At 76.1% G+C, this 21874-nt stretch carries 18 protein-coding genes and 2 pseudogenes; 8 read left to right on the top strand and 12 right to left on the bottom strand.

What is annotated here, in order from left to right; translation table 11 throughout:
* Positions 1 to 160 precede the first annotated feature (160 nt).
* The 8 genes and pseudogenes from KBZ10_RS25785 to KBZ10_RS25820 form a co-directional block, all read right to left on the bottom strand.
* On the bottom strand, positions 161 to 1246 hold the full coding sequence (locus KBZ10_RS25785) for a glycosyltransferase family 2 protein (RefSeq protein ID WP_210990132.1): 1086 nt from the start codon (positions 1244 to 1246) through the stop codon (positions 161 to 163).
* A gap of 347 nt (positions 1247 to 1593) precedes the next feature.
* Positions 1594 to 3237, bottom strand: a pseudogene (locus KBZ10_RS25790) (carbamoyltransferase); the annotation flags it as partial.
* Positions 3238 to 3345: 108 nt separating this feature from the next.
* Complete coding sequence (locus KBZ10_RS25795) at positions 3346 to 4464, bottom strand: NAD-dependent epimerase/dehydratase family protein (RefSeq protein ID WP_210990133.1); 1119 nt, start codon at positions 4462 to 4464, stop codon at positions 3346 to 3348.
* A 29-nt stretch (positions 4465 to 4493) separates the two neighbouring features.
* Complete coding sequence (locus KBZ10_RS25800; RefSeq protein ID WP_210990134.1) at positions 4494 to 4691, bottom strand: DUF2795 domain-containing protein; 198 nt, start codon at positions 4689 to 4691, stop codon at positions 4494 to 4496.
* Positions 4692 to 4780: 89 nt separating this feature from the next.
* Positions 4781 to 5566: a metallophosphoesterase gene (locus KBZ10_RS25805; protein ID WP_210990135.1), complete on the bottom strand. Its 786-nt coding sequence runs from the start codon at positions 5564 to 5566 to the stop codon at positions 4781 to 4783.
* Positions 5563 to 5862, bottom strand: a complete 300-nt coding sequence (locus tag KBZ10_RS25810) for a BON domain-containing protein (protein ID WP_210990136.1) — start codon at positions 5860 to 5862, stop codon at positions 5563 to 5565. The genes KBZ10_RS25805 and KBZ10_RS25810 overlap by 4 nt, the downstream gene beginning before the upstream one ends.
* 167 nt (positions 5863 to 6029) lie before the next feature.
* Positions 6030 to 6728, bottom strand: a pseudogene (locus tag KBZ10_RS25815) (hypothetical protein); the annotation flags it as partial.
* A 232-nt stretch (positions 6729 to 6960) separates the two neighbouring features.
* Positions 6961 to 7737, bottom strand: a complete 777-nt coding sequence (locus KBZ10_RS25820) for an SDR family oxidoreductase (protein ID WP_210990137.1) — start codon at positions 7735 to 7737, stop codon at positions 6961 to 6963.
* Between the two features lie 194 nt (positions 7738 to 7931).
* On the opposite strand from KBZ10_RS25820, the gene KBZ10_RS25825 reads away from it, so the two are divergent.
* Positions 7932 to 8489, top strand: coding sequence for a DUF1990 family protein (locus tag KBZ10_RS25825; protein WP_210990138.1), 558 nt, complete (start codon positions 7932 to 7934; stop codon positions 8487 to 8489).
* A gap of 554 nt (positions 8490 to 9043) precedes the next feature.
* Positions 9044 to 10117 carry a YihY/virulence factor BrkB family protein gene (locus KBZ10_RS25830; protein ID WP_210990139.1) on the top strand — a complete coding sequence of 358 codons (1074 nt, stop codon included), beginning with the start codon at positions 9044 to 9046 and terminating at the stop codon, positions 10115 to 10117.
* Here KBZ10_RS25830 and KBZ10_RS25835 read toward each other — a convergent pair.
* Positions 10087 to 11145 (bottom strand): ATP-dependent DNA ligase, encoded by a 1059-nt coding sequence (locus KBZ10_RS25835; RefSeq protein ID WP_210990140.1) that lies wholly within the window; start codon positions 11143 to 11145, stop codon positions 10087 to 10089. The two genes, KBZ10_RS25830 and KBZ10_RS25835, sit on opposite strands and share 31 nt — an antisense overlap.
* Positions 11146 to 11260: 115 nt before the next feature.
* On the opposite strand from KBZ10_RS25835, the gene ligD reads away from it, so the two are divergent.
* A complete protein-coding gene (gene ligD, locus KBZ10_RS25840) occupies positions 11261 to 12265 on the top strand; it encodes a non-homologous end-joining DNA ligase (protein ID WP_210990141.1) in 1005 nt (334 codons plus the stop codon).
* A gap of 196 nt (positions 12266 to 12461) precedes the next feature.
* Entirely contained in the window at positions 12462 to 13244 is a 783-nt protein-coding gene (locus KBZ10_RS25845) for a VOC family protein (RefSeq protein ID WP_210990142.1), read from the top strand.
* A 21-nt stretch (positions 13245 to 13265) separates the two neighbouring features.
* On the opposite strand, the gene KBZ10_RS25850 is transcribed toward KBZ10_RS25845, so the two are convergent.
* Positions 13266 to 14084 (bottom strand): SDR family oxidoreductase, encoded by an 819-nt coding sequence (locus KBZ10_RS25850; protein ID WP_210990143.1) that lies wholly within the window; start codon positions 14082 to 14084, stop codon positions 13266 to 13268.
* A gap of 31 nt (positions 14085 to 14115) precedes the next feature.
* On the bottom strand, positions 14116 to 14661 hold the full coding sequence (locus KBZ10_RS25855) for a cysteine hydrolase family protein (protein WP_210990144.1): 546 nt from the start codon (positions 14659 to 14661) through the stop codon (positions 14116 to 14118).
* Positions 14662 to 14832: 171 nt separating this feature from the next.
* On the opposite strand from KBZ10_RS25855, the gene KBZ10_RS25860 reads away from it, so the two are divergent.
* The 4 genes from KBZ10_RS25860 to KBZ10_RS25875 all read left to right on the top strand — a co-directional run bounded on the left by KBZ10_RS25860 (position 14833) and on the right by KBZ10_RS25875 (position 20040).
* Entirely contained in the window at positions 14833 to 15858 is a 1026-nt protein-coding gene (locus tag KBZ10_RS25860) for a PHP domain-containing protein (RefSeq protein ID WP_210990145.1), read from the top strand.
* Between the two features lie 308 nt (positions 15859 to 16166).
* Positions 16167 to 16766, top strand: coding sequence for a (2Fe-2S)-binding protein (locus KBZ10_RS25865; protein ID WP_210990146.1), 600 nt, complete (start codon positions 16167 to 16169; stop codon positions 16764 to 16766).
* The gene (locus tag KBZ10_RS25870; RefSeq protein ID WP_210990147.1) at positions 16763 to 17800 is read left to right on the top strand and encodes a xanthine dehydrogenase family protein subunit M; all 1038 of its coding nucleotides are present in this window, start codon (positions 16763 to 16765) and stop codon (positions 17798 to 17800) included. The genes KBZ10_RS25865 and KBZ10_RS25870 overlap by 4 nt, the downstream gene beginning before the upstream one ends.
* Positions 17801 to 17949: 149 nt before the next feature.
* Positions 17950 to 20040 (top strand): xanthine dehydrogenase family protein molybdopterin-binding subunit, encoded by a 2091-nt coding sequence (locus tag KBZ10_RS25875; RefSeq protein ID WP_210990159.1) that lies wholly within the window; start codon positions 17950 to 17952, stop codon positions 20038 to 20040.
* Between the two features lie 135 nt (positions 20041 to 20175).
* On the opposite strand, the gene KBZ10_RS25880 is transcribed toward KBZ10_RS25875, so the two are convergent.
* The gene (locus KBZ10_RS25880) at positions 20176 to 21537 is read right to left on the bottom strand and encodes a transglycosylase family protein (RefSeq protein WP_210990148.1); all 1362 of its coding nucleotides are present in this window, start codon (positions 21535 to 21537) and stop codon (positions 20176 to 20178) included.
* Between the last annotated feature and the right edge of the window lie 337 nt (positions 21538 to 21874).

Consider the following 21874-nt stretch of genomic DNA (forward strand, 5'->3'; position numbering starts at 1 on the left):
GCCGGGCGCGGCCAAGGGCCGGGCGCGGCCAAGGGCCGGGCGCGGCCAAGGGCCGGGCGCGGCGGCGCCGTTGGCGCCGCGCCCGGCCCTCACCCATGCCACCGGGTTCGCCGAGCCCGGGGTCTCTCCCCCGCTCCCCGTCTCTCCCGCGCCGGCGGGATCAGCGGACGGGGCCGTCCATGTGCTCCCGGTCCGCGCGGCCGGTGCCGTCCGGCGGGGGCGCGCCGGGCTCCCGTGGCCGTTCGCGGCGGTGGCGCAGCAGGCCCCGCGTCCAGTGCCAGGCCGCGACCGGCGGAATCACGGCGCTGGTGAGCGCCATGGTGGTGATCTCGTCCCGGGTGCGCGGGCCGGGCAGGATCCGGGCCACGGCGAACTCCGCCGTGCCGGCCAGCCACAGCGCCGCGGAGAGCGCCGCCGCGCGGGGCCGCCGCGCCGCGGCGAGGGCCAGGGCGCCGGTGCCGGCCGCCGTCACCGCGAGGTGGCGGGGCAGCCGGCCGCGCGGCGCTCCCGCGCGGGCCCACCAGCCGCGGCCGTGGAGCCGGTTCATCAGGACGTCGTCGGCGTTGCCGGCCTGGGTGCGCACGGAGACCCAGCGGTCGGCCGGCCGCACCGGGTGGGTGGTGCGGCGGCTGCCGATGGTCAGGGTCCACCCGGCGTCCAGGGCGCGCAGGGCCAGGTCGGCGTCCTCGCGAAAGGCGCGCGGGAAGCGCTCGTCGAAGCCGCCGAGGGCTGCGAGGGCGGAGCGCCGGTAGGCCATGTCGGCGGTGATCCACTGGGAGGTGGCGAGCCCGGCCGTGTTGCGCTCCCAGTCGGTGGGCGGGCGGTCCCGGGGGAGGGGGACGGTGATCCGGGCCTGGGTGCCGGCCGTCGACGGGCCGGCGGCGGCCAGGTCGGCCGCGAGGTCCGTCGCCCAGCGGGGTCCGGGCAGGACGTCGTCGTCGAGGAAGACGATCCACGGTTCGGGTGCGGCCTCCCAGCCGGCGTTGCGTGCGGCGGCGGGTCCGCCCGCGCATCCGGGGAGGCTCGTCACCAGGGCCCGGAGGCGGTCCGGGACGTCCACGGCCAGGGGGGTGGGGTCGTACGGCGGCCGGTCGTCCACGAGGACGATCCGCCGGGGGGCCGGCCCGCCGGTGTCGAGGGCCGCGGCGAGGGCGCGCAGGCAGGCGCCGAGGCTGGGCCGGCCGAGGGTGGGGATGACGACCGCGTACTCCGGGTCCCGCGGCGTTCCGTGGTCCGGGACGCTCATCGGGGCATCCCCGTGGTGCCGGTGCCGCCGCCGGGCGCGGCCTCCTCCGGGCCCGCCGCCCCCGTGACCCCCGTTCCGGTGGCGCCCGTTCCGGTGGCGCCCGTTCCGGTGGCGCCCGCCCCGGTGATTCCGGCCCCGGCGACGCCCGCCCCCGCGGCTCCCGTTCCGGTGGCGCTGCCCACCGGTGCGGCACCGCGGCCGGACACCGGTTCGCGGACCGGGGCCGGCCGGGCCGGCCGGGCCGACACACCGTCCGGTGTGCCGTAGGAGGGGACGGAGCCCGCGGCCGCGAAGCCCTCCGCGTCCGTCGCGGACAGCGGTTCGGCGGCGGACGCCGCGTCCGGATGCCCGCCGGCGAAGAACGTGCCCCGGCGCACCACGAAGGGGCCGATGGCGAGCAGGTCGACCGGGGAGGAGCCGAAGCACTCCAGCGCGTCGCGCGGGTCGTCCACCATGGGCCGGCCGGCCGTGTTGAGGCTGGTGTTGACGACGACGGGCAGTCCGGTCCGCCGTTCGAAGGAGCCCAGCATCCGGGCGACCAGGGGTTCGCCCACCGGGTCGACGGTCTGGATGCGGGCGGTTCCGTCCACGTGCACCACGGCCGGGATGCGGTCCCGCCACTCCTCGGCCACCTCGTGCACGAAGAGCATGTACGGGCTGGGCATCGGCCCGTCGAAGATCTCGGGGGCGCGGTCGGCGAGAACCATCGGCGCCACCGGGCGGAACTGCTCGCGGCCCTTGACGTCGTTCAGCCGCTCCAGATTCCCGGAACGGCCCGGGTGCGCCAGCAGCGAGCGGTGCCCGAGGGCCCGCGGCCCGTACTCCGAGCGCCCCTGGAACCAGGCGACGATCCGGTCGTCCGCCAGTGCCTCGGCGACGGTCTCGGCGACGTCGGCGGGCCGCTCGTAAGGGACGGCGGCGGTCTTCAGCCAGCCCTCCAGTTCGGCGTCGGACCAGCGGCGGCCGAGGTCCGCCCCGGCCAGGGGTTCGGTGCGGTCGCCGCCGCCCGCCGCGAGGTACAGCGCGCCGCCGAGGGCCGTGCCGGCGTCACCGGAGGCGGGTTGCACCCACACCCGGTCGAACGGGCCCTCGCGGGCGATGCGGGAGTTGGCCACGCAGTTGAGCGCCACGCCCCCGGCCATCGTCAGCACGGAGTCGTGCGTCCGGCCGTGCAGCCAGCGCACCAGGTCGAGCAGCGTCTCCTCCAGGCACGCCTGGGCACTGGCGGCCAGGTCGGCGTGTTCCTGCCGCCACGCCTCGCCCGGGCGGAGCGGGGAGCTCAGCTCCTCCCAGGGCACGCCGGCGGCGTGGAAGCCGCCGTCGCCGGTGGCGTACACGTACTTCCGCAGCTCGCCGAGCATGCGCGGGGTTCCGTACGAGGCGAGGGCCATCACCTTGTACTCGTCGGAGGAGCGCAGAAAGCCCAGATGCTCCGTCAGTTCCTCGTAGACCAGGCCGAGCGAGTGCGGCAGCTCCTGCCCGTACAGCGGCTCGATGCGGTCGCCGGTGCGCCGCCCGGCCAGGTGCGAGGTGGCCTCGCCGCGTCCGTCGAGGACGAGGACGGAGGAGGTCTCGGCGCCCGGTGCGGCCAGCGCGCCGGAGGCGGCGTGCGCCATGTGGTGCGGGACGAACCGCACCTTCTCCGGGTCGAGTCCGGGCAGCGCGGTCCGCAGGAAGCCGGGCGCCTCGCGGGCGTAGGCGAGCCGCAGGTGGTCCCAGGGGTCGTCCAGGCCCATCGCGTCCGCGGGCCGGGCGAGCCCGGGGTCGAAGGAGTACGCGACCGCGTCCAGGTCCTGGGGGCGCAGGCCGGCCTCGGCCAGGCACCAGGCGGCGGCCTTCTCCGGAAGCTCCCAGGCGGAGAAGGGCACGGGCCGCTTGCCGTGCTTGCGCCGCGAGAAGCGTTCCTCCTCGGCGGCGGCGACGGTGTGTCCGTCGATGACGAGCGCCGCGGCGGGGTCGTGGAAGAGAGCGTTGATTCCGAGGATGCGCATGGGTCTCCGCTCTTTCGGCGGCCGGAGCCGCGAAGGTCTCGGTGGGCAGGGAGGAAGGGGCCGGGGCCCGCCGCCGGCGGCCGCGGGCCCGGTGCCGCCGCGCCGCGCTCAGGCGGCCGCCGCCCCGGAGTGCTCCCGGTACCAGGCGATGGTGCGGGCCAGCCCCTCCCCGGCGTCGACGAGCGGTGCCCACTGGAGCTTGCCGCGGGCCAGGGTGATGTCCGGGCAGCGCACGGCCGGGTCGTCCGTCGGCCGTTCGACGAAGCGGACGGTGGACGGGGAACCGGTGAGGTCGATGACCTTGTGCGCCAGGTCGAGCATGGTGATCTCGTCCGGGTTGCCGAGGTTGACGGGCCCGAGGAGGTCCGAGGCGGCCAGGGCGAGGACGCCCCGGACGGTGTCGTCGACGTAGGCGAGGGAGCGGGTCTGCCGCCCGTCACCGGTGACGGTCAGCGGTTCGCCCGCCAGCGCCTGCCGGATGAAGGTGGGCACGGCGCGCCCGTCGTGGCCGCGCATCCGCGGGCCGTAGGTGTTGAAGAGCCGGACGATGCCGGCGTCCGTGCCGCGGGCCGCGGCCTCCGCGGTGGTCAGCGCCTCACCGAAGCGCTTCGCCTCGTCGTAGACGCTGCGCGGGCCGACCGGGTTGACGTTGCCCCAGTAGCGCTCGCTCTGCGGATGCTGCAGCGGGTCGCCGTAGACCTCGGAGGTGGAGGCGAGGACGAAGCGGGCGCCCCGCTCGCGGGCGAGCGCCAGCGCGTTGCGGGTGCCGAGGCTGCCGGTGTCCAGGGTGTGCAGGGGCAGCCGCAGATAGTCGGCGGGCGACGCGGGGGACGCGAAGTGCAGGACGAGGTCCACCGGTGCGGGGACGTGCCCGGCGAACGGTTCGCCGACGTCGGCCCGCAGCAGCGTGAAACCGGGGTGGTCCCGCAGGTGCGCGATGTTCCCGGGCGTGCCGGTGGAGAAGTCGTCCACGCAGGTGACGGCTGTTCCCTCCGCGAGGAGGGCCGTGCACAGATGGGAGCCGACGAAGCCGGCTCCGCCGGTGACGACGGCGTGGTCCCAGCGGCGGGCGCCGTCGCCCGGCGCCCCGGCCGCGGCCGGCTCCGCGCGCCGCGCCGCGGCCGTGTCCGTGACCGCCGCGGCCGTGTCCGTGACCGGCCCGGCGGCTCCGGCGGGCCCCGCGGGCCCGCCGGCTCCGGGTATCGCTGCCTTCTCGGCGGCGTCCATGGGAAGCTCTCCTTTCCGCACCGGCCGGTTCACTGCTCCTGGGCCACGGCCTTCTCGACCTGGTCGGGGCCGGTGAACTTCTTCTGGCCGAGGCTCTGGATCTTCTCGACGACCTTGCGGTCCGCCCCGTTGCTCTCGGCCAGCGAGGCGAGGGACTTCCGGTCCGCCGGGTAGTCGGCGCCCTTGAGAGCCTTCTGCAGTTCGATCGGGTTGATCTTCTCGGCCATGTCTCCTCCTGGTGGTACGGAGTGCGCGGCGTCACGGTGACGGCCGTCCGTCCGCAGTACCCGGACCGGACCGGGCCAATCAGCGGCCCTCAGGACATGCCCCGGTCGGCGTAAGCCGGCCGTCCCTCTTCCCCGGCTGCTCCGGCTCCCGCGTCGCACGCCAGGTGGTAGACGCCGAACGCCCGCCGGATGACGGGCTGGGCGACGTTGCGCACCGGCACGCCGCCGCCCGTCATGCCGTGCTCGGTGCCCAGATGCGCGTGGCCGTGCACGGCCAGGTCGGCCCCGGCACCGTCGATGGCCTCGGCGAGCTGGTAGCTGCCGAGGAACGGGTAGATCTCCTCGGGCTCCCCGGCGAGCGTGTCGCGCACGGGTGCGAAGTGGGTGAGCGCGATGCGCAGCAGGCACTCCTGCCCGGCCAGGTCCTCCAGTTCCCTGCGCAGGCTGTCGGCGCTGAGCCGGGTGGAGCGGACGAACGCCTTCATCTCCGGTTCGCCGAACTCCCCCGCGCTGCGCCCCGCGAAGCCGCCGCAGAAGCCTTTCACGCCCGCGATCCCGACGGGTGTGCCGTCCACGCGGAGCACCGTGCTGCCGCCCTCGAGCACGGTCGCGCCGGCGGAGCGGAGGATGTCCGCGACCTCCTCCGGCCGGTCGTCCTGATAGTCGTGGTTGCCGAGGACGGCGACGACCGGTACGGCCAGCCCGCTGATCTCCTCCGCGACGACGCGGGCCTCCTCCGGGGTGCCGTGCCGGGTGAGGTCACCGGCGAGCAGGAAGAGGTCGGCGCGGTCGCCGAGGGTGGCGAAGGCCGGGCGGAGCAGTCCGCGGCTGTCCGGTGCCATGTGGATGTCGCCCACGGCCGCGACGCGGATCACGACAGTTCCTCCGGGCGGCCGGGCGCGCTGTGGTCGGTCAGCCCGATGTCGCTGCGGACCGGGACGTCGGGCAGGACCTCCGCGACGATGCGCAGGATCTCCTCGCGGTGGGCGGCCGAGGGCACCGTGCCGGTCAGCAGCAGGCTGCCGCCGCGGATCTCCAGGCGGATGCCCATGTCGCCGCTGCCCTCCCGGGCCAGCCGTTCCTGGAGGTGGGCGAGCCGGTACTCCGTGGTCGCGGTGCCACCGGATGCCCGGTCGCCTCCGGCGCCGCCGCGCGCGTGGTGGTGTGTCATGCCCGGTGTCCTTCCGGCCGTTGCCGCGGGTCGCCCGGCGCCGTCGCCGCCCGCGGCGTTCCGTGCGGTGTCCCGTGTGCGGGGGCTGCGTGCCCGTGCCCGTCCCCGTGCCCGTGCCCGTCCCCGCTCGTGTCCGTGCCCCCGGCCGCGGCCGGGGCCGCCGGGCCGGGGGTGCCGCGCGGGGCGATGACGCGGAGACGTTCGAGGAGGTAGAGGAAGGCGTCGGGCATGGGGGCGTCCCCGCAGACGCGCCGCACCCGGGCCCAGTCGATCTTCTCCCGCAGGGTGCGGGCCAGCGGCAGCACCCCGCTGAAGTCGCAGTGGTGTTCGGAGAGGGCGTTGAGCAGACCGATGAGCAGGTCCGTCGGTGCCAGAACGGGCATCACGACCGAGTCCACCGGCAGGATCTCGGCGCGGTCCAGAAGCTCCCCGGTCACCGGCAGTTGCTTGAGTTCGTAGATGAGATCGACGTCCTGTCCCCGGCAGCGGGCCTTGAACAGCCAGTCCTCGGGCGGGTCGTAGACGGGGAGACCGGCCTTCCGCAGGGTGCCCGCGACCGCTTCGGCGTCCTCGGGGAGCACACAGAAGTCGGCGTCGTGTTCGAGCCGGGCCATGTTGCCGTGCGCGTACGCGGCCACACCGCCGGCCAGGGCGAAGGGGTGCCCGGCCGCCTTGAGCAGCCCGGCCACGTGCTTGGTGGCGTCCAGGATCGCCTGCATGCGGTCGGGGGGCGGCGCCTCGTGGCCGCGCGACTCCCCGTACGCGTGGAGGTGGCCGTACGGACCGCCGTCCCCCGGCGGGCCGGCGCCGGGCCCGCACGGTGTGCCGTGGCCGCCGTGCCCCGAGGGGTCGCCGCCGCCCGGCAGCGGTCCGCTCCACGGCGGCCCGCCGGGACCGGCCCGCGCCCCCTCCGGCCCGGGCGCGGCGGGTGCCGCCGGGGCCACCGGGGTCCCGGGCACGGGGCGGGGGCCGGAGGCCGTGCCGGCGCGGCCCGTGCGGAAGGCGCTCCGCGGTTTCCGGTCCACCGTCACTCCGCCTCTCCTCGCCCGTCGTCCCGGTTCCCGTACCGATACCGATGGCCGTCCCGGCTCGGCCGGGTCACGGCCAGGAGGTCTCGCAGCGCGGGACCACCACGAGTTCGGGGATGACGCTGCCCTCCGGCACCGACAGGGCGTAGAGCACCGCGTCGGCGACGATGTCGGGGCTCTGCAGCTTGCTGGTGTCCGCGTCCGGGAAGCGGTCGAGGACGAAGGGGGTCTCCATGCCGCCGGCGATGACGCCCGTGACGCCGATGCCCAGGCAGTCGCGCTGCGCCTCCTGGAACAGCGTGTGAGTGAAGGCGCGCAGCCCCGACTTGCCCGCCGCGTAGGGGCCGGCCTCGGTCCAGGTGCGGTTGGCGGCCGTGGAGAGGATGTTCACGATGTGGCCGCTGCCGCGGGCCACCATCCGCCGGTAGACCTCCAGGCACAGGTACATCGGCCCGAGCAGGTTGGTGCCGACGACCCGGGTGACCTCGTCGGCCGACAGGTGCTCGATCGGCTTGGAGACGTCCACGGCGGCGTTGTTGACGAGGATGTCGAGGGGCCGTCCCACCTGGTCGAGATCCCGGAAGAACCGCGCCGCCACGGCCGGTTCGCGGACGTCGAGTTCGGTGTAGCGCGCCTGGTGGCCCTCGGCCTTGAGTTCGCGGCACAGGTCCTCGGCGAGTTCGCGCCGGACGTCCGCCACGTCGACGGCGGCCCCCGCCCGCGCCAGGGTCCGGCTGATCGAGGCGCCCAGGCCGCGGGCACCGCCGGTCACCATGGCGTTCTTCCCGGCCAGATCGACCGGTGCGGTGCCGTGCGCCGCGGTCTTCTGCGCTGTTGTGCTGCCCATCGCGGTCCTCCCGGAGGTGCTCGGCGGCCTGCCCGGCCGGGGTGTTCCGCCGGGCCCGGCTCTTGGAGCCTGCGGTCCGCGGTAACCGGAACAAAGCAGGACAAACCGAATGTCACCGATCTGCCGGGCGGTGTCACGGAGCGTGCCGCGGCCGCCGTCCCCGCGGGTGGCCGGGCGCGCCTATGGTCCGGACCATGGCCCGTGACATCGAACACGCGTACAGAGCGGCGTGCGCCGCCGAGCCCACCTACCCGGAGACCGGCGCCACCCGGGGCGGCCCGCTCCCCGCCGGATATCCGCTGCGGACCCGGCGCTCCCTGCGGATCGGCAGCGGCCCGGGAGCCTACGAGCGGGCCGGGGCCTTCGTCCTGAGCTGGGGGCCGCAGCGCGCCGCCGGGCTCGCCCCGCACCCGGACACGCCCGCCGAGGAGGGCGGCACCGTGCTGCTGGTGCCGCGGCCCGGCGGGCTGCGGCTGCCGGGACCGCTGATCCCCTGCCGGGTGCTGTGGGCCGAGTACGGTCCCGACCGGACCGGCTTCGCCTACGGCTCGCTGCCGGGCCATCCGGAGTGCGGGGAGGAGTCGTTCACCGTCGTCCGGGACGACGACGGCACCGTACGGGCCGAGATCGCCGTCTTCTCCCGCGCCGCCGCCCGGTACACCCGGCTCGCCGGGCCGGTGGCGCGCGGGGCCCAGCGGCTGGCCCTGCGCCGCTACCTGCGCGCCGTGGCCCGGGCCGCGCGTCAGGGGTGAGCGCGCCCTCCGCGCCACTCCTCCGCCGCCCCTCCGCCGCCCCTCCGCCGCCCCGCTGCCGCCGCGGGAACTCGGCGCCCGCACCGAGGGGTGACGCGCGCCGGGCGGGCGCCGCGCGGCGGGGTGATCCCCGGCCGGGGCCCGGCTCTCGCGGTGCCGGGCCCCGGTCCGGGATGCCGGGGAGAGGTGTCCGGCATGCGGGCCCGGCCGCCGGGACCGCCCGGAGACGGCCGGCGGGGCAGGGCCGACGGCGGTCATCCTCACAGACACCCGGGGCCCGGCGACAGCCGGACCGCGCCGCTCCCGGCAGGCCCGCGGTCCAACTCCCGCCGGGCGCGCGGCTCCAGCGGCGGCCGGTGGTCTTGCTCACACGGAGCGGCGGGAGGCCCGTCCCCGCCCGCCGGGCCGCTCTCGCACGGGACCGGCGGGCACGCCTGCGGACACCTCCCTGACCAGCGGGAACGCCCACTCCCCCGGCCCGCGCCGCCTCCGCCGCGGGCTCGCCGCCGACAACCGGCCCGGTTGACGGCGGCCGTCCGGGGGACCCGGAGACCATGCGACCGACGAACGATCACGACAAGGCCCGCGGAGCCGCCCCGGACGGCCCCTCCGGGGGCGCCGCCCCGGACGGACCGGGCGAGCTGCCCTCCCGCTCCTGGAAGGAGGTGCTGCGCCGGACCGTCAAGGAGTTCCAGGACGACGACCTCCAGGACCGGGCCGCCGCCCTGACCTACTTCGGCGTGCTGTCGATCTTCCCGGCGCTGCTGGTGCTCGTCTCGCTGCTGGGTGTGGTCGGCGAGTCGGCCACCGACAAGCTCCTGGACAACCTGCAGTCCCTGGCCCCCGGCGCGGCCCGCGACATCCTCGACCGGGCCGTGACCCAGCTGCAGGACAACAGCTCCACCAGCGGCGTCATCGCCCTCGTCGGCCTGGCGGTCGCGGTGTGGTCGGCATCCGGCTACATCGCCGCGTTCATCCGCACCTCGAACGCGGTCTACGACCTGCCGGAGGGCCGCCCCGCCTGGAAGATCACCCCGCTGCGGCTGGTGCTGACCGTGGCCCTGATGGTGATGCTCGCGGCGAGCTCCCTCATCGTGGTCTTCACCGGCCCGCTCGCCCAGCGCGCCGGGGACATGATCGGCCTGGGCGACACGGCGATGACGGTGTGGTCCATCGCCAAGTGGCCCGTCCTGCTGATCCTGGTCGTCCTGATGATCGCCCTGCTCTACTGGGCCGCGCCCAACGTCCGGGGCCGCGGCTTCCGCTGGGTCACCCCCGGCAGCCTGATCGCCGTGGCGGTGTGGCTGCTCGCCTCGGCCGGTTTCGCGTTCTACGTCGCCAACTTCGGCTCGTACAACAAGACCTACGGCACCCTGGCCGGCGTCATCATCTTCCTGGTCTGGCTGTGGATCTCCAACCTGGCCATCCTGCTCGGCCTGGAGTTCGACGCCGAGCTGGCCCGGGAACGCGCCGTCAAGGCCGGCCACCCCGAGGACGTGGAGCCGTACGTCGAGCCGCGCGACACCCGCAAGTGGCCGGACGGCCTCCAGCACGAGCACGGGAGCCGCGGCGCCGGGAGCTCCCGCGCCGGGAACCCTCAGCCCGGCAGGACCGACGACAGGTCGTAGCCGACCGGCTCCTCCAGCTGCGCGTACGTGCACGACTCCGGAACCCGGTCCGGCCGCCAGCGGCGGAACCGGGCCGTGTGCCGGAAACGCCCGGCCTGCATGTGGTCGTACGCCACCTCGCAGACCCGCTCCGGGCGCAGCGGCACCCAGGACAGGTCCTTCCCCCCGGCCCAGCGGCTGGGGGCACCCGGCATCCGGCCCCGCCGGTGCTCCTCCTCGGCCCAGTCCGCCCAGGGGTGGCCCTCGGCCGACTCCATGCGCAGCGGCGCCAGCTCCTCCATCAGCTCCGCGCGCCGCCGCATGGGGAACGCCGCGCAGACGCCGACGTGCTGGAGCCGTCCCGCGTCGTCGTACAGGCCGAGCAGCAGGGAGCCGACGACCGGGCCGCTCTTGTGCGGGCGGAGACCGGCCAGCACGCAGTCGGCGGTCCGCTCGTGCTTCACCTTGACCATGACGCGCTCCCCCTGCCGGTAGCCGAGGCCGGGCGGCTTGGCGACGACACCGTCCAGGCCCGCGCCCTCGAACTGCTCGAACCAGCGGCGCGCCAGCTCGATATCGCGGGTCGCCGGGGCCGTGAAGACGGGCGCGCCCGCCCCCGCGAGGGCGGCCTCCAGCGCCGCCCGGCGCTTCCGCTGCGGGGTGTCCAGCAGGGAGTCGTCACCGAGGGCCAGCAGATCGAAGGCGACGAAGCTCGCCGGGGTGCGCTCCGCGAGCAGCCGCACCCGGGAAGCGGCCGGGTGGATGCGCTCCAGCAGCGCGTCGAAGTCCAGCCGGGGCCCGCGCGCGACGACGATCTCGCCGTCGAGGACGCAGCGCCCGGGTAGCCGCTCCCGGAAGGCCGCCACCAGCTCGGGGAAGTAGCGGTTGAGGGGTCTGCCGGAGCGGCTGCCGATCTCCACCTCGTCGCCGTCGCGGAAGACCAGGGCGCGGAAGCCGTCCCACTTGGCCTCGTACAGCATGCCGGCCGGGATCCGGGCCGCGCTCTTCGCCAGCATCGGGCGCACGGGCGGCATCACCGGGAGGTCCATGGGCCGATTCTGCGTCCTCCGGCGGCCCGCCGCCCGCCGGAGAGGACACCCGCGGCGCCCCCGGAGCGGAGTCCGCCGGGAGGCGGGCCGCGCCGCCCCGGCCTACCGTGGCGGCATGGCAGAGACGGCGCAGCTCACGGTCGGCGGCCGGGTCGTACAACTGTCCCATCCGGACAAGGTGTACTTCCCGGAACGCGGCTTCACCAAGCTCGACGTCGCCCGCTACTACCTGGCGGTCGGCGAGGGCATCACCCGGGCCCTGCGGAACCGGCCCACCACCCTGGAGCGCTACCCCGACGGGGTGACGGGCGAGTCGTTCTTCCAGAAACGCGCCCCGGCGAACCTCCCCGACTGGATCCCCACCGGGCGCATCTCCTTCCCCAGCGGCCGCCACGCGGACGAGATCTGCCCGCGTGAGCCGGCGGCCGTGCTGTGGGCCGCCAACCTCGGCTGCCTGACGTTCCACCCGTGGCCGGTGCGGCGCGGGGACACCGAGCACCCGGACGAGCTGCGGATCGACCTCGACCCGCAGCCCGGCACCGGCTACCGGGAGGCCGTCCGCGCCGCGCAGGAGCTCCGGGACGTGCTGGAGGGGCTGGGCCTGCGGGGCTGGCCGAAGACCTCGGGCGGGCGCGGGCTGCACGTCTTCGTGCCCCTTGAGCCGCGCTGGACGTTCCCGCAGGTGCGCCGGGCCGCGATCGCCATCGCCCGGGAACTGGAGCGGCGCGCGCCGCAGCGGATCACCACCGCCTGGTGGAAGGAGGAGCGCGGCCCGAAGATCTTCGTCGACTACAACCAGACGGCGCGCGACCGCACCGTCGCCAGCGCCTACTCGGTGCGCCCCCGGCCGCACGCGCCGGTCTCCGCCCCGCTGCTGTGGGAGGAGGTGCCGCACGCCGTGCCCGAGGACTTCGACCTGGCCACCATGCCCGTGCGGTACGCCGACCTGGGCGACGTGCACGCCGACATGGAGCGGTACCCCTGCCGGCTGGACGCGGCGCTGGAACTGGCCGAACGGGACGAGCGCGACCACGGCCTGGAGGACCTCCCGTACCCGCCGCAGCACCCGAGGGCCGCGGGTGAGCCGAAGCGGGTCCAGCCCAGCCGGGCCCGGCGGTGAGCCCCCGCCCGGCCCCCGGCCCCGCCCCGGCGGCCGCCCGGGAGCCCCGCGGGCGGCCGGTGGCGCGGGGCCGCGGCGGGCGCCCGCGGATGCGGCACGGCACCGCCCCGGCCGGAACGGCACGGCGGCGGACGGCGGATCCCCCGGGCGGCACCGACGGCACCAGCGGCACCCAGAGAGAGCGAGGCGAGCCGGAATGTCGGCCACAACCCCCGTGGTGCAGGGCGCACCCTGCTGGGTGAGCCTGATCACGAGTGATCTCCGGCTTTCGCTGGACTTCTACCACGCGCTGCTGGGCTGGGAGTTCCGGCCCGCCTTCCACCGCAAGGAGTACGTGGTCGCGTACAAGGACGGCGAGCCCGTCGCCGGCATCGGGGCGCTGGCCCGCTCCATGGGATTTCCCGTCGCCTGGTCCCCGTACTTCGCGGTCGGGAGCGCCGACAAGGCGGCCGACCGCATCCGGGAGCGGGGGGCCACGGTCGCCGTCGGGCCGATCTCGTTCGGCCCGGGGCGGGTCGCGTGGGCGGCCGACCCGATGGGCGCCCCGTTCGGCATCTGGGAGGGCTACACCGAACCGGAGTGGCCGGTCCGGCGGGGGCCGGGCTTCCCGTCCTGGATCGAGCTGCGCACCCGGGACGTCTTCGCCGCGACGATCTTCTACAGCCAGGTGCTGGGCTGGGACACCGAGCCGCCCGAGCGCTGCGACGTCCGGTACGCGGACGAGCAGGTGCTCGTCCGGATCGAGGGCCGCACGGTGGGGGGCCTGCGCGGCGGCGCCCTGGAGTCGGCGCCGGACCCGCGGATCCGGCCGCGCTGGCACGTGTACTTCTGCGTGGGCGACGTGCCCGCCGCGGCCGAGCACGCGGCGGCGTTGGGCGGGGAGGTCGTCGCTCCGCCGGAGCAGTCCCAGCACGGGTGGGAGGCGACGCTGCGGGACAGCCAGGGCGGGCTGTTCACGGTGACGTCGGAGGACCACTGACGCCCGGCCGGGCGGGGCGGCTCAGCCCCGGCGCCAGGCGTCGCTCCCCAGGTGGGAGCCGGCCATCGGCCCCATCCGCAGCATCCCGCCGTCCACGGCCCACGAGGCGCCGGTGACGTACCCGGAGTCCGGGCCGGCGAGGAAGGCGATCACCGCGGCGACCTCGCGGGCGTCCCCCGGCCGGCCCAGCGGCACCCCCGGGCGGGACTCGGTGCGCACATCGGTGTCCTCCTGGCCGGTCATCGGGGTGGCGATCTCCCCGGGGGCCACGGCGTTGACGGTGATGCCGTGCTCCGCCAGTTCCAGCGCCATCACCTGCGTGAGCAGGCCCAGCCCGCCCTTGGCGGCGCAGTACGGAGCGGCGCCGACCCGCGGCTGGTGCTCGTGGACGCTGGTGACGTTGACGATCCGGCCGCCGCTCCCCCGGCGGATCATCCGGTGCGCGGCGCGCTGCCCGCAGAGGAACGGCCCCACGAGGTCGACGTCGAGGACCCGCCGCACCGTGGCGTGGTCGATGTCGAGGTAGGGGGTGGCGGTGCCCGTACCGGCGTTGTTGACGAGGACGTCGATCCGCCCCAGCTCGTCCGCGAGTGCGTCGACGACACCGGCCGCCTCCGGCAGCCGGGTGAGGTCGGTCCGCCGCAGAGCGGCGCGCCGGCCGAGGCCGCGCACTTCCTCGGCCGTCTCCCGCGCCCCCTCCTCGTCCTCGTGCCAGGTGATGCCGATGTCCATGCCCTGCCCGGCCAGGCGCACGGCGGTGGCGCGTCCGATCCCGGAGTCGGCTCCGGTGATCACGGCGACGGGGCGGGCGGTGTCCCCGGAACTGCTCTGCGCTGTCACGGGAGGGGCCTCCTCGGGTGGTGCCGCGGTGTCACGGCGATCGGAACCGGATGTCGGCGGCGGCACAGATCTCGGCGCCCATGTTGCGCTCCATCATGCGCAGTGCGGCATCCGCGAGGTCACGGTGGATATGGGCGACCGCGTCCCGCGGAACGGCCACGGCGAGATGGCGGATGTGCGCGTCGAGCGCGGAGTACAGGACGCACTGCTCGGTCACCTGGCCGCAGAGCACGACACGGCCGATCCCGTACTGGGTGAGCAGGTATTCCAGCGGTGTCTGGAAGAAGACGGAGTGCCGCGCCTTGAGGACGAAGAGGGAGTTCTTGTCGGGGCGGACCGGCTCCACCAGCCCGGCGTGCGGACCGGAGAGCGCCAGGTCCAGGATTTCGTCGTGGTGGGAACGCCATCTGCCGAAATTGTCATTGACGTAGATGACATCGACGCCCTCGGCACGGGCCCTTTCGATCAGGTCCTTCATCGCGGGCAGGGATTCCCGCACCGAGGGAATGAGCCGGTCGGCGTCCGGATGGTCGTAGGTGTTCACCATGTCGATGACCACGAGGGCCGATGTCCGCATGGGCGCTTTCCGATTCCTGTCGTCCGGCCGCTGCGGGTCAGCGTATTCCCCGGCTCATGCCGGGCAACCGCTCGGCGCGCGAACGGGCGCGGGGTACGCGACGGTGGACGGAGAAGGCGTACGCGCGCGAACGGGCGCGGAACGGCCCCGGAGGGCGGAAGGAGACCCCGCATGGAACCGGTGGCGGCGCTGGACCGGATCGCCTTTCTGCTGGAGCGCGCCCAGGCCCCCACCTACCGGGTGCGGGCGTTCCGCACCGCCTCGGCCGTCGTCGCGGAGCTGCCCGGCGAGGAGGTGGCACGGCGGGCGGCGGCCGGTTCGCTGGAGGCGGTGAACGGCATCGGGCCCAAGACCGCGAAGGTCGTACGGGAGGCGCTCGGCGGCGGGGTGCCCGGCTATCTGGAGCGGCTGGAGGCGGAATCGGCCGGCCCGCTCGCCGCGGGCGGCGCGGAACTGCGCGCCGCCCTGCGCGGCGACTGCCATCTGCACTCCGACTGGTCCGACGGGGGCAGCCCCATCGAGGACATGGCGCTCACGGCGGCCGCCCTGGGCCACGCGTGGGCGGTGCTCACGGACCATTCCCCCCGGCTGACGGTCGCCCGCGGCCTGTCCGCCGAGCGGCTGCGGGAACAGCTCGGCGTGGTCGCGGAGCTGAACGAGCGGCTGGCGCCGTTCCGGCTGCTGACCGGCATCGAGTGCGACATCCTCGCCGACGGTTCGCTCGACCAGGAGCCCGAGCTGCTGGACCGGCTCGACCTGGTGGTGGCCTCCGTGCACTCCAAACTGGCCATGGACGAGGCGGCGATGACCCGCCGGCTGGTCCGCGCGGTGCGCAACCCGCTGGTCGACGTACTCGGCCACTGCACCGGGCGGCTGCTCTCCGGCCGGGCCCGCCCGCCCTCGCGGTTCGACCCGGAGAAGGTCTTCGCCGCCTGCGCCGGGTCGGGCACCGCCGTCGAGATCAACTGCCGCCCGGAGCGGCTGGACCCGCCGCGCGCGCTGCTGCGCCGGGCCGTGGACGCCGGGGTGCTCTTCGCCGTCGACACCGACGCCCACGCGCCCGGCCAGCTGGACTGGCAGCCGTACGGCTGCGTCCGGGCGGAGGAGTGCGGCGTCCCCGCCGGGCGCGTCGTCAACACCTGGACGGCGGACGGCCTGCTGGAGTGGACGCGCACCCGGCGGACGCCCGGCGGGTGACGGGCGGCCGCCGCTGTTTCGGACCGGCCACGGGCGGTTACCGACACCCTGTCCGGGGACGGGACGGTGACAGGACGTCACGGACGGACGGATGCGCGGACGGCCCGGGGCCCGGGCCGCCGAGCCGGTCCGCCCGGCCGTTCCCGTCCCGTCCGCCGTTCCACCGGCCCGCCCCGGCCGCTCCGTCCCCGTACCCGTCCCCGTACCCGTCCCCGTCCCCGTCCGTGTCCGCTTCTCCTGTTCTCCTGTCCGTCCGACGCGTCCGCCCGGCGCCGCCCCTCCCTCCGGCCGGGCGACCGGGAGGCCCCATGACCGCACCGGCGCACACCACGCCCGTCACCACCCCCGTCACGCTCCACGTCAACGGGGAGCCCCGGGACCTGGTGGTCGACAACCGCGCCACCGTGCTCGACGTGCTGCGCGAACGGCTGGACCTGACGGGCGCCAAGAAGGGCTGCGACCACGGGCAGTGCGGCGCCTGCACGGTGCTCGTCGGCGGGACCCGCATGAACAGCTGCCTGCTGCTGGCCGTCGCCCACGACGGTGCCCGGATCACCACCGTCGAAGGGCTGGCCACCGGGGAGCCCCCCGGAAGCGCCCGGCTCCACCCGCTGCAGGAGGCGTTTCTCGACCGGGACGCCTACCAGTGCGGCTACTGCACCCCCGGCCAGCTCTGCTCCGCGATCGGCGCGCTCCGGGAGATGGGCGCGGGCCGGCCCAGCGCCGTGACCCCGGCGGATCACCCGCCGGGCCTGCCGGTGCCGGCGGACGGGGCGGAGATCCGGGAGCGGATGAGCGGCAACCTCTGCCGCTGCGGCGCGTACGGGGGCATCGTCCGCGCGGTCGGCGACGTGGCCCGCACCGGGACCGCCCCCGGCGGCCGGGACCCCGAGGGCGGCGCCTGGTGAAGCCGTTCCGCTACGAACGGGCGACCGAGGCCGGGGCGGCCGTGGCCGCGCTGGGCTCCTCGCCCCGCGCCCGCTATCTGGGCGGCGGCACCAATCTCGTGGATCTGATGAAGCTCGGTGTCGAGCAGCCCGACCTGCTGGTCGACGTCACCGCGCTGCCGTACGACACCGTCGAACGCACCTCCGCCGGCGGTCTGCTGATCGGAGCCGCCGTGCGCAACAGCGACCTGGCCGCCGACCACGCCGTGCGCACCCGCTATCCCGCCCTGTCCCAGGCCCTGCTGGCCGGCGCGTCCGGTCAGCTGCGCAACGCCGCGACGGTGGGCGGCAATCTGCTCCAGCGCACCCGCTGCCCGTACTTCCAGGACCCCGGCAAGCCCTGCAACAAGCGGGAGCCGGGCACGGGCTGCCCGGCCCGCGAGGGGGTGCACCGCGAGCTGGCCGTGCTCGGCGCCTCGCCGTCCTGCGTGGCCACCCACCCCTCCGACATGGCCGTCGCCCTGGCGGCCCTGGACGCCGCGGTACGTGTGCGGAGCCGGTCGGGGACCCGGACGGTGCCGGTGGCCGGGCTGCACCGGCTGCCCGGCGGCAGCCCGGAGCGCGACACCGTGCTGGACCACGGCGACCTGATCACGCATGTCGAGCTGGGCGCGGTGCCGGAGGCGGCGGACTCGGTCTACCGCAAGGTGCGCGACCGGGCCTCGTACAGCTTCGCGCTGGTGTCGGTGGCGGCGGCGCTGCGGGTGGACGGCGGGACCGTCCGCGGGGTGCGGCTGGCCTTCGGCGGGGTCGCCGCGCGGCCGTGGCGGGCCCGGACCGCGGAGGAGCGGCTGCTGGGGGCCCCGGCGACCGCCGAGTCCTTCGCGCGGGCCGTCGACGCCGAACTGGCCCCGGCCGAACCACTGCGGGACAACGCCTTCAAGGTGCCGCTGCTGCGCTCCCTCACCGTGCGCACCCTGACCGGACTGACCGGACTGACCGAACGGGACGGGGACGGCGGGCCGCATCCCGAGGGGCCCTGGGAGACGCCGTGACCGAACACACGAGCCACCACGGCAACGGCAACGGCGGGCGTGGGCCCGGTGACGACCGGCCCGCCGCACCCGGGCGCGGCGGGCCGGGGGCCGGCGGCGGGGGCCGCGGCGGAGCACGGCCCCCGGGCGGCTCCCCGCTCGGTGAGCCCGTGGCCCGGCTGGAGGGCCGGGAGAAGGTCACCGGTGCCGCCCGGTACGCCGCCGAGCACCCCGTCGAGGGCTGTGCCCACGCCTGGCCGGTGCCCGCCGCGGTCGCCCGCGGCGAGATCACGGCGGTCGGCACGGCCGCCGCCCTGGCCGTCCCGGGCGTGCTGGCCGTGCTCACGCACGAGAACGCACCCCGGCTCGGCGACCCGGGCGACGCGACCCTGCTCGTCCTCCAGTCGCCCCGGGTCGCGCACCGCGGGCAGTACGTGGCGCTCGCCGTGGCCGCGACACCGGAGGCGGCGCGGGAGGCGGCCGCCGCGGTCCGCGTGGAGTACGCGGCCGAGCCGCACGACGCGCACTTCACCGCGGACCACCCGGGGATGTACGCGCCGGAGCGGGCGAACGGCGGCGTTCCGGCGGACCGGGTGCGCGGCGACGTCACGATGGCGTTCGCGGCCTCGGAGATCCGTTTCGAGGCCGCGTACCGGGTTCCGCCGCTGCACAACCATCCGCTGGAGCCGCACGCCGCCACCGCGCTCTGGATCGGTCCGCGGCTGCGCGTGTACGACTCCAGCCAGGGCGCGGGCCCGGTGCGGGAGGCCCTCGCCGCCCTCTTCGGTACGGACGAGGAGCTGATCACCGTCGTCTCCGGGCACGTCGGCGGCGGCTTCGGCGCCAAGGGCACCCCGCGGCCCCACGTCGTGCTGGCGGCGATGGCCGCCCGGGAGACCGGCCGCCCCGTCAAACTGGCGCTGCCCCGGCACCAGTTGGCGGCCGTCGTCGGCCACCGGCCGGCGACTGAGCACCGGGTGCGCCTCGGCGCCGACGGCATGGGGCGCATCTCGGCGCTGTCCCACGAGGTGTTCACCTACAGCTCCACCCTGGAGGAGTTCACCGAGCAGGCCGCGACCCCGGGCCGCTCCATGTACGCCAGTCCGCACAGCCGTACGACGCACCGGCTCACCCGGCTCGACGTCCCGACGCCGTCCTGGATGCGGGCTCCCGGCGAGTGCCCGGGCATGTTCGCCCTGGAGTCGGCGATGGACGAACTGGCCATCGCCTGCGGGCTGGACCCCGTCGAGCTCCGGCTGCGCAACGAGACCGCGCGGGAGCCGGACTCCGGGCGCCCGTTCAGCAGCCGGCTGCTGGCGGAGTGCCTGCGCGAGGGGGCGGACCGGTTCGGCTGGCGGGACCGCGATCCGCGGCCGGGCACGCGTGCCGAGGGGCGGCTGCTGGTCGGCACCGGGGTCGCCGCCTCCGGCCACCCGGCGAGCGTCTCCCCCGCGGCGGCGGAGGCCCGCGCCGACGCCGGCGGCGGCTACCGGGTGCGGATCGACGCCACGGACATCGGCACCGGGGCCCGCACGGTGCTGGCACAGATCGCGGCCGACGCCCTGGGCGCGCCCCTGGACCGGGTGCGGATCGAGATCGGCAGCAGCGATCTGCCGCGGGCCCCGGTGGCGGGCGGCTCGTCGGGCACCGCGTCCTGGGGCTGGGCGGTGCACAAGGCCTGCCGGGAACTGCGGCGCGAGCTGGCGCGGCACGGCGGGACGCCGCCGGAGACGGGCCTGACGGTGCGCGCGGACACGGCGGAGGAGGTCGCGGTCCGCACGCGGGAGTACGCGCGGCGGGCCTTCGGCGCCCAGTTCGCCGAGGTCCAGGTGGACATGGACACCGGGGAGACCCGGCTCCGGCGGCTGCTCGGGGTGTTCGCCGCCGGGCGGATCCTCAATCCGCGGACGGCGCGCTCGCAGCTCGCCGGCGGCATGGTGATGGGCCTGTCGATGGGGCTGATGGAACACAGCACCCTGGACCCGGGGTTCGGCGACTTCGCGGAGCGGGACCTGGCGCTGTATCCCGTGGCCACCTGCGCCGACGTGCCGGACATCGAGGTGCGCTGGCTGGACGAGGAGGACGGCCGGCTCAACCCGATGGGCGCCAAGGGCATCGGGGAGATCGGTGCCGTGGGGACGGCGGCGGCGGTGGCGAACGCCGTGCACCACGCCACGGGCGTGCGCGTCCGCGCCCTGCCGGTCCTCCCGGAGAAGCTGCTGCCGGGCCTGGCCGCCCGGCGGCGGGACGCGGCGGTCTGAGCCGGGGCACGGCCCGCCCGCGGCGGTGGGCGGTCACGGGGGCGGTCCGCCCCGCCCGGTCGCGTGTGTTCGCGGTTCGGTCCGTGACCGGGCGGCGCGCCGGGACCGGGTCGCGCCCGGTTCGGGCCGCCCGGGTCAGATCGCGACCCCGCGCCCGCGCAGATAGGCCAGCGGGTCGATGTCGGAGCCGTAGCCCGGCCCGGTGCGGACCTCGAAGTGCAGGTGCGGGCCGGTGCTGTTGCCGGTGGAGCCGGAGCGGCCGAGCTGCTGTCCCGCGGGGACCTGCTGCCCGGCCCGTACGGAGAGCTGCGAGAGGTGGGCGTACTGGCTGTACCGGCCGTCACCGTGCCGCAGCACCACCTGATAGCCGTACGCGCCGGCCCAACCGGCCGAGACGACCTGGCCGGAGGCGACGGCCCTGACCGACGTGCCGGTGGCGACCGGGAAGTCGACGCCGGTGTGGTAGCCGCTGGACCAGCTGCCGCCGGAGGCCCGGTACGGGGTGCTCGGCGAGGCGCCGGCGACGGGGGCGGAGAACGCGCCGCCGGAGCCGGAGCCCGAGCGGGCGGCCCGCTCCCCGCCGGAGCGCTCCTTCTTCCGCTCGGTCCGCTTCTTCTCCGGGGCGGCCCGCGGAGCCTTCTTCTCCGGGGCGGCCTTCCGCTTCGCCGCCTTCCCGGTCTTCTTCTCCGGGGCCGGGGCCGGGGCCGGGGCCGCGCGGCGCTCGGAGGCCGTGCGCTCCGGGTTCTCGGCGCCCCCGGCGGAACCGGAGGACGGCCCGCCGCGCAGGGAGAGCCGCTGGCCCGGGAGGATCAGATCGGGGTCCTCGCCGATGACCTCGCGGTTGGCCTCGTAGAGCCCCTGCCAGCCGCCGTCGACGGCGTGGCCGCGGGCGATGCCGAACAGCGTGTCGCCGCTGACGACCCGGTACGAGTCGGTGGTGCGGGAGCCGGGCGTGCGGGTGGCGGGAGCGGCCTGCGCCGGGTCCTTCGCCTTCCGCTCCGCGCGCTGCTGCCGCTGCTGGGGCCCGGCCGGCCCGGGGGCCTTCGCCTTCTGCCGCGCCTGCTCGGCGCGCGGGCCGGACCGGTCCGCGGCCGGCGCGGTCTCCGCGCCGTCGCCGCCGCGGGCGAGACCGGCCCGCGGTCCGCAGCCGGGCCAGGCGCCGGGGCCCTGGCCGTCCAGGACCTTCTCGGCTGTCGCGATCTGCTGTTCCCGGGTGGCGAGGTCGGCGCGCGGCGCGAACTCGGTGCCGCCGAACGCCTCCCAGGTGCTCTGGGAGAACTGGAGGCCGCCGTGGTGGCCGTTGCCCGTGTTGATGTCCCAGTCGTTGCCGCTCTCGCACTCGGCGACCCGGTCCCAGGTGCCGGAGGAGGCGGCGCTCGCGCTCGCGGCGGCCACCAGCGGGAGGGCGATGCCCGCGCCTCCGGCGGTGACGGTCAACGATGCCTGGGAGATCCGGCTCGGCTGGTGCCGGCGGTGCCGTCCGCGGGTGGGGGGCATCGGCTGGGGTCCTCTCCTGCGCTGGGGCCGAAAAAGGGGGCCGCGCAAGGGAGTTCGCGGGCCGTGCCCAAGATAGGCGGGGGCATTCCCCGTCACAACCGATTCCGGGAATTCGCAGGACGATTATCGGATTCCGGGGAAGTGAATCTTGAAAAAGCGTGGCCGGAGGGAAGCCTGTTTCCCGGCGTAACTCCTGCTGGCGCATGGTGCGCCCGCGAGGGCCGCCCGGGCCTTCCGCCCACCGCCCCGGAAGATCGCATTCCGGAATGCCGCCGCGGTGCCCGCCCGCCAACGGCGGGGTGCCCGTTCCCGCCGGGCGGGAACGGGCACCCCGGAT

It is taken from the genome of Streptomyces sp. F63 (genome assembly GCF_018070345.1).
Classification (GTDB): Bacteria; Actinomycetota; Actinomycetes; order Streptomycetales; family Streptomycetaceae; genus Streptomyces.